This window comes from Allobosea sp. TAB14, assembly GCF_052113865.1.
Lineage (GTDB): Bacteria > Pseudomonadota > Alphaproteobacteria > Rhizobiales > Beijerinckiaceae > Allobosea > Allobosea spartocytisi.
Genome location: NZ_JBFRDQ010000204.1, coordinates 1 through 7,135 on the forward strand (window position 1 = coordinate 1; position 7,135 = coordinate 7,135).

5 protein-coding genes are annotated in these 7,135 nt (G+C 66.4%); all 5 read left to right on the top strand.

The window, feature by feature from the left end; all coding sequences use genetic code 11:
• On the top strand, nucleotides 1-616 hold a 616-nt coding region (locus AB4Y99_RS23480; protein ID WP_441525017.1), incomplete at its 5' end, for an SDR family NAD(P)-dependent oxidoreductase.
• Between the two features lie 19 nt (nucleotides 617-635).
• Nucleotides 636-1,388 (top strand): SDR family NAD(P)-dependent oxidoreductase, encoded by a 753-nt coding sequence (locus AB4Y99_RS23485; protein WP_441525018.1) that lies wholly within the window; start codon nucleotides 636-638, stop codon nucleotides 1,386-1,388.
• A gap of 8 nt (nucleotides 1,389-1,396) precedes the next feature.
• Entirely contained in the window at nucleotides 1,397-2,779 is a 1,383-nt protein-coding gene (locus AB4Y99_RS23490) for an amidase (RefSeq protein WP_441525019.1), read from the top strand.
• A 522-nt stretch (nucleotides 2,780-3,301) separates the two neighbouring features.
• Nucleotides 3,302-4,573, top strand: a complete 1,272-nt coding sequence (locus AB4Y99_RS23495) for a metallophosphoesterase family protein (protein WP_441525020.1) — start codon at nucleotides 3,302-3,304, stop codon at nucleotides 4,571-4,573.
• Nucleotides 4,574-7,135, top strand: a 2,562-nt coding sequence (locus AB4Y99_RS23500) for an AAA family ATPase (protein ID WP_441525021.1), incomplete at its 3' end; no start/stop codon positions are given.

Here is a 7,135-nt window from a genome sequence, read left to right on the forward strand (position 1 = left end):
GCGTTTCGGAGGGAATGCGTTCGTCCCCTTCAGGGCCGATGTCTCCGATCCGGCTTCCGTCGAGACCGCCATATCCAATGCCGCCACCGCGCTCGGGGGGCTCGACGGTGTCGTAAGCTCGGCCGGCATCGATCTCATCGCCGATATCGAGAGCATGGCATTGGCCGACTGGAACCGCATCATCGCCGTCAACCTGACCGGCCCGATGCTGGTGGCGCAGGCATCCTATCCGCATCTCAAGGCGGCGGGCGGCGGCACCATCGTCAATGTCTCGTCCGGCGCCGGCCTCTCGCCGCTAAAGCACCGCTCCGCCTATTGCGCCTCCAAGGCCGGCCTGCAGATGGCCGCCAAGGCGCTCGCGATGGAGGCCGCCGAGTTCGGCATCCGCGTCAACACGGTCTGCCCCGGCGCGGTCGAGACGGAATTGTTCCGCACGAGTATCGACACCGCTCCCGACCCCATAGCCGCCTATCAAGCCGTGCGCGCCCGCTATGCGCTCCAGCGCGTCGCCGCGCCCGAGGAAATCGCCGCCGCAATCCTGTGGCTGACCAGCGCGGAATCCTCCTATGTCACCGGCACCGCCATCGCCGTCGATGGCGGCCGGACCTTCCATTAGCGCGTTTGGGGAGCCGGCGATGACCAGCGGACGCTTCAYGGCTAAGACCGTCGCCATCACCGGCGCGGCCCATGGCATCGGCGCTGCGACGGCGCGTCGCTTTCTCGACGAGGGCGCACGGGTCGCCGTGATCGACCGCGAGGCCGACGGTTTCGCGGAAAGCTTCGCCGGCCAGCCGGTCGACCGCCTGCTGACCATGGCCGGGGACTGCACCGACGCCGCCGTACTCGCCGATTTCCATGGCCGCACCATCGCGGCCTTCGGCCCGATCGATATCCTCTTCAACAATGTCGGCCAGAGCGGCCGCGAGCGCGCGGCGCAGTTCCACGAGTCGCAGGAAGAGGTCTGGCGCTTCGTGCTGGAAGTCTCGCTGTTCACGGCCATGCGGATGAGCCATCTCGTCGTACCCGCGATGCGCCAGCGCGGCGGCCGGATCGTCAACATGTCGAGCGACGCCGCGCTCGTCGGCGATGCCGGCCTCGCCGATTATGCCGCCGCCAAGATGGGCATCATCGGCTTTACCCGCTCGCTGGCGCGCGAGCTGGCGCCGCATCGCGTCACCGTCAATGCGGTCGCGCCCGGAGCCATCCGGACCCGCGCCCATGACCGGCTGACACCTGCCGTCATCGAGAGGATCAAGGCGACGACGCCGGCCGGCTTCATCGCCGAGCCGGAGGATGTCGCCGGTTGCGTCGCCTTCCTCGCCAGCGAGGACGCCCGTTACCTGACCGGCCAGACGCTGCTGATCGATGGCGGCCGCTGGATGATCTGAGGACAGCCATGACCGATATCGCCGATCTCTCCGCCGTCGACCTCGCCGCCGCGATTCGCGCGAAAACCGTCTCGCCGGTCGAGGCCGTCGAGGCTGCCCTCGCCCGCATCGAGCAGAAGGCAGAGCTCAACGCCTTCATGGCGGTCTGCGCCGAGCGTGCCCGCGCCGAGGCGAAGGATGCCGAGGCCAAGGTGATGCGCGGTGAGAGTCTGGGAGCGCTCCATGGCATTCCGTTTTCGGTCAAGGACCTCACCAACACTGAAGGCGTCGCGACCACGCAGGGCTCGRCGCTCTTTGCCGATAACATCCCGAAGGCCGATGCGGTTGGGGTCGCGCGTGCGCGGGCTGCGGGTGCGATCCTGATCGGCAAGACGACGACGCCGGAATTCGGCCACAAGCCGTTCACCGAAGGCCCGTTCTTCGGCCGCACGCTCAATCCGCATAGTCATGCCCATACCTGCGGCGGTTCATCGGGCGGCGCGGCGGTCGCGGTCGCGGCCGGCATGGGGCAGCTCGCGCTCGGCACYGATGGCGGCGGTTCCATCCGCATCCCCGCCGCCTGCTGCGGCGTCGTCGGCTTGAAGGCGACGCTGGGCGCGATCCCGAATCTGCAGGCCCCGGACCTATTCGGGGCCAATTCCTTCGTCGGGCCGATGGCGCGCGATGTCGCCGATACCGCCCTGATGTTCGAGACGCTTCTCGGTCCCGACCGTCGCGATCCCTATGGACAGATACCGGCCTTCCCGGAACGCCGGCTCGGCGAAAGCGAGAAGCCGCAGGTTGGCTTCCTCCTGCGCTGCGGCAACATCCTCGATCCCGATGTCGAGTCGGCCGTCGTCGCCGCGATGAGGCAGGCGGAGGCGCTCGGCTGGGTGGTCGAGCCGATCGAGCTTGATCTCGTCTCGCTGGAGCCGCATTTCCTTGTCTTCCTGCGCTCGCTGCTGCTGGCTCGACTCGGTGGCCATGCCGAAAGGGCCCCTGAGAAGCTCGACCCGACCCTGCTTGCAACGATCGATGCCGGCCGCGGTTACAGTGCCGCCGATCTCTGTCAGGCCCAGTTCACGCGGACCGATTGCTTCACCAAGGTGCAGGAGATCCTCGCGCACCACGACATCATCGCCTCGCCAGCCCTGTCGGCGCCGGCCTTGCCCGTCGATCTCGATCCACTCGGCCCGATCGAGATCGGCGGGCGGGCCGCCGGCACGATCCGTGGTGCATGGTACCCCTACACCTTCCCGTTCAACCTCACCGGGCATCCGGCGGTGTCACTACCTTGCGGGACGTCGAATATCGGTCTCCCGATCGGCCTTCAGCTGGTTGGTCGTTGGCATGAAGATGCCTACCTCCTCGACGTGGCTCGCCGCTTGGAGGCAACGTATAGCAGACCTTAGCGCGCCCTCTTTGATGAAGCGCCGCCTCTGAGTGAACTAGGTGGTGGCCGCTTTTCCGCGCAACGAAATGACCATTCCCCTTCGCCGATCGGGACGCATTGACTGCGCTGTCCTCGCGGAGCGAATAGGCAGGTCAATATCTCGTCGTCAGTCAGCTCTCCGTGAAGGAATTCTTCGTCCCAGCAGTAGGCATCCTCGACAGTCTGGTCGAGAGCACGGTGGGCGTGGCTGAGCCAAGCGGAGAGGTGCATGCCCTTTGCGTACGCCACCGWGCTCCCCCAGCGCCTTAATCGACGCTMGTTTGCATAAGGTGGTAMGGAGGCGTGCAAGTGTATGTTCGTCGTAGGCTGTGGAGGTGAAGCAGACGGCGAGAAACCGTCACTTCCGGCGCGGCAGAGGCGTTGGGTTCTASCGCCTCTTGGTTAAGGCCATTCCGATGGAGACSTACGGCTGCCTGCATTGAAGAGCACGCATCGGCCGAGATAATGAGTGTTGGCTAGAGCGCTGCAACATGGAGATCCAGTGACTTTTCGTTTTATCCATGCTGCCGATATCCATCTCGACTCGCCACTTCGCTCGCTCGCCATGCGCCATCCCGATCTGGCGGAGCTGATCGGCAACGCGACCCGGCAGGCCTTCGTGCGCATCATCGATCTGTGCCTGGCGGAACAGGTCGACGGATTGCTGATCGCCGGCGATCTCTATGACGGCGATCAGAGCTCGATGAAGACGGCGCGCTTTCTAGCCGAGCAGCTGCGGCGGCTCGATCAGGCCGGCATCCGCACCTTCGTCACCCGCGGCAATCATGACGCGATGTCGCGGATCACGAAGGAGCTGGTGCTTCCGGACTCGGTCAAGGTCTTCGGCGGCCGCGCCGAGGCGCTGGAGCTTCCGGGCCCGGCCGGGCGGGTCCCGATCGTGATCCATGGGCTGAGCTTCGCGCAGCCCCACGCTCCGGAGAGCCTGCTCGGCAAGTACCGGCCGCCGGTGGAGGGTGCGGTCAATATCGGCATGCTGCACACCAGCCTGGCCGGCACCCCGGGCCACGACCTCTATGCGCCATGCAGCCTGGCCGATCTTCGGGCGACGGGGTTTCGCTACTGGGCGCTGGGCCACGTCCACAAGCGCGCGATCGTCAACGATGATACCTGTACGATCGCGATGCCGGGCATGCCGCAGGGGCGTGACATCAACGAGGCCGGGCCGAAATCCGTCTCGCTGGTCACGGTCGGCGACGACCGCTCGATCGACATCGAGGAGCGCRTGACCAGCGTCGCGCAGTTCGAGCGGGTCACGGTCGATGTGACCGGGATGGAGGATTGGCGGGAACTGGTCTCGCGRCTCGGGCGYGCGCTCGAGACGGCGCGGAGCGCCGTCGGTTCGGACCATCTGGTGGCGCGCCTGCACGTCGTCGGTGCGACGCCGCTCGCCTGGCGCATCCGCCGGGACACGGATCTTCTGAAGACAGAAGCTGATGATCGGGCTGCGGCCCTTGGCTCATGCTGGGTGGAAAAGCTGGAAATCACCAGCCAGTTGCCGGACAGGCGGGAAGGGCCGACCGGGGACCCGCTGAGCGAGCTGCACCGTTTGATCGAGGGTCAGATCCTTGGTTCCGATGCCTTCAACGCTACGCTGGCCGGCATAGCGGAGGAGATCCGGGCCCAAMTGCCGCAGGAATGCCGTGACATCCTGGGCTCAGACGAGGAGACCTTCAGGACGCATATCGAACGGCTCGCGCGCGACGGGGCCGAGACGGTCGTCGCGCGGCTGCAGGCTGCGGGCGAGGGCACCTGAATGCGCCTYCGMCGCCTCGACCTAACGCGCTACGGCAAATTCACCGATTGCAGCATCGATTTCGGCGAGCGGTGTGAAGGCCAGCCGGATCTGCATGTGATCTACGGGCCGAACGAGGCCGGCAAGTCGACGACCTTCGCTGCCTTCCTCGACTTATTGTTCGGCATCGGCACGCAGAGCTCCTTCGGCTTCCTGCACCCCTATCCCACGATGCGGATCGGTGCGGCGCTGGAGCTTGGTGGCGAGACGCGTGATTTTGCGCGCATCAAGCGACAGCAGAACAGTTTGCTCGACGCCGGCGACCGCCCTATTCCAGAAGCCGCCATCCGCGCCGAGATCGGCGGGATCGACCGCGACGCCTACCGCACGATGTTCTCGCTCGATGACGAGACYTTGGAAAAGGGCGGCGAGAGCATCCTGGCGAGCAAGGGCGATCTCGGCCAGTTGCTGTTCTCCGCCAGCGCAGGCCTCGCCGATCTCAGCCAGAACTTGCTCGACCTCCGTACGGAAGCGGATGGTTTCTATAAGTTCCGGGCCCGGAGCGGGATRCTGGCGGAACTCAAGGCGCAGCTCGTCGCGCTGAAGGCTGAACGCGAGCAGATCGATACGCTGGCATCGGATTATGCGCGGCTCGTCGCGGCACGCGACAGCGCGGCACACCAATATGACGAAGCGGTCGGAGAGCGTGCCCGCATCCAGGCTCGGATGGATGAGATTCAGCGYCATATTGCGGCGCTGCCCCGGCTCGTCGCGTTGCGCRCCGATCGCGAGCGTCTGGGCCCGTTTGCCGATTTGCCCGAAGCGCCGCYCGGCTGGGCCGCCGCGTTGCCGGCGCTGCAGAAGGAAGAAATCGAGCTCGCCGTCCAGAACCAAACCAATCGCGATGAGATCGCGCGGTTACGCAGCGAGATCGAGGCAATCGTCGTCGATGACGCCGCTCTYCGTCAAGCGGACGAGYTGGAGCGGCTCACCGAGCTGCGGGCGCGTTACATCACAGCGGAAAAGGATATTCCCGAGCGCAGGTTGCAATTGCGCCAGCTGGATCTGCAGGTCTCCGGAATCCTGCAGCGGATTGACCGGGACGGGGAGGCCGAGCCGCAGCGCCTCGTCCTGACCGTCACGACAACCGGTCGCTTGCGCGAACTGATCGAAGCGCGGTCGGGCATCGATGCGGCGCTGCGTAATGCCAGCGAAGAATGCGCCGAAGCCCGTCGTCGCCTCGCCGAAACCGCAAGAAAGCTGCCGAAGACGGATCAGGCGGCGTCGTTGCCCCAGGAGCGTGAGCGCGCAGTTGCGACATTGGCCGCGACGGTCGAGGTGCTGCGGTCATCGGATCATCAGGTCCGCCTCCGCGTCGCCGAACGGTCGCACGCAGCGGCCCAGGAGGTTCTCGACGAACGTCTCCTGGCACTGCGGCCCTGGCATGGCACGCTGGAGCAGCTCGTCGGCATGACGGTTCCGAGACCGGACATGCTGCAGCGCTGGAAGGCGTCTCGGCGCGAGAATGAAGCCTTGCTGAGCCAGCACCAAGGAGAGATCGAGCGTCTCACCACCCAGATGCGCCATGTCGAGGCGGAGCGGGCGGGKTTGGCGGYGACGACCGGCATTGTGACCGATCGCGAGGCCGCCGAGATTCGCGCGCGRCGCGAACTGGCSTGGGCCGCGCATCGGCGCGATCTCGATGCGGCCTCGGCGGATGTCTTCGAGGAAGCCCTGCGCCATGACGACCTCGTCGGTGCCGGACGGATCTCGCACATGTCCGACCTAGCGAGACTGCATCAGAGTGGGCAGGCCCTGGCCGTGGCGCAGGCCGATCTCGCCCGTGCGACGGAGCTCGGGGAAGGCGCTGCGGCTGCTCTCGCGGGCGTYGACGCCGAGGTCGCACAGGCCGTTCTSACCATGGTGCCGTCTTGGCTTCCGGCGCCGTCGCTGCYGGAACTCGAGGATTGGCTGTCCTGTCGCAGCCGGGTTCTGGAGGCGCGGAACATCGTGCGGATGGCCGAGCGAGATCTGCATGCGGCGCAAGCGGATGCTGGCGAGGCTTTGTCTCAGCTTCGCGCCGCGCTGGAGCGGGCCGGAATCGTCTATGCRGCGGAGGCGGATGTCGGCGTCCTACTTGCGGAAGCCCAGACCGGTCTTGAGAGCGAGGCGCAACGGTGTCGGCTCTACGCCGAACTTGAGGATCGGCGTCGCGATGTGGCGAGGCGCGAGCGCAGCGCCGAACAGGCTGAGGCGCAGCAGCGGGATTGGGCCGAGGCCTGGTCCGAGACCTGCCGCAATTGCTGGCTCGCGGAAGCCGGTGCCGTGCCGGCGCTTGGCGTCGTGCGCGAAACCTTAGCCGCGGTGGCCGACCTCGCGCCGACTCTGGAGAAGCGCGCGGGTCTRATYGATCGCATCGACAAGATGGAGAAGGACCAGGCCGCATTTCGCGATGAGGTCGCRATTCTCGCGCGCGCCTTGGGCATTCCGCGGGAGGCGATGCCGGTTCTCGATCTCSTCCGCGAGATCGTCGACACGATCCGGAAGGCGGGCGCCGACCAGGARCGTCGCACGCAACTGCTG